The sequence below is a fragment of the Mycobacterium arosiense ATCC BAA-1401 = DSM 45069 genome (assembly GCF_002086125.1).
GTDB lineage: Bacteria > Actinomycetota > Actinomycetes > Mycobacteriales > Mycobacteriaceae > Mycobacterium > Mycobacterium arosiense.
The window spans coordinates 1-776 of the sequence record NZ_MVHG01000221.1 but is presented as its reverse complement, the minus strand read 5'-3'; the positions used below and the strand labels follow the sequence as shown (position 1 = coordinate 776).

General features: G+C 61.1%; 1 protein-coding gene. It reads left to right on the top strand.

Annotation, left to right across the window (positions count from 1 at the left end):
• Positions 1-433: integrase core domain-containing protein (locus BST14_RS28180; RefSeq protein ID WP_142279682.1), on the top strand; the 433-nt coding region annotated here is incomplete at its 5' end.
• Between the last annotated feature and the right edge of the window lie 343 nt (positions 434-776).

Below are 776 nucleotides of genomic sequence, written 5' to 3'. Positions count from 1 at the left end.
GTTCCACAGCAGCATGCGCTCGGAATTCCTCAGCAGCACATCATCGTTCGCGAACCTGAAGGCAGCCCAGCAGGCTCTCGATGAGTGGGTGGCTTACTACAACAGCGCCCGCCCGCATCAGTCGCTGGACATGGACACCCCTGCCCAGCGGTTCACCCCGGCGGCCCCAGCGTCGCCGACGGTGGCTTTACCGGTGGCTGATCGCAGCGGTGATGATTGGGTCAGCCGCCGGGTGTGTTCCAACGGCATCGTGTGCGTGTCCTGGCAACAAGTCTGCATCGGACGCCACCATGCCGGCGCTCGCTGCGACGTCCACGTCGACGGCGAGCTGCTGCGGTTTTTCATCGGCGACGAACTCGTCAAAACCGCCGCGCGCACCAGTACCGGCGAGGTACGAAACAAACGGGCCCTACGCACCAGCGCCGGGACCTAAACCACACACAGAGTGTCAAGGATCAACCGGCATAGAAATGTCACCCATCAACCGACTCTGAACAGGGGCACAGTTTTTCCGACGAGGGCAGCGTTTTTCAGTTACTAACGCTGCGGTGTGTCCTCACGCCTACGGCCACCAACGGTGGCGATGCTCAACCACCCGTTAAGCATCCAGCCGGGCCGCCGGCAGTGTTAAAACCCCACCCGGCACAGGCGTGGGGTGGGGGTGCAGTCCGAAAAGCAGCATTAACCACTGCTGTTGTTGTTGTTGTCGAGATGCAGTGAGGATTGACAAGGTGGTCAGTGTTGTTTAACAACAGGTCGCGCAGGCATGCCGAGCG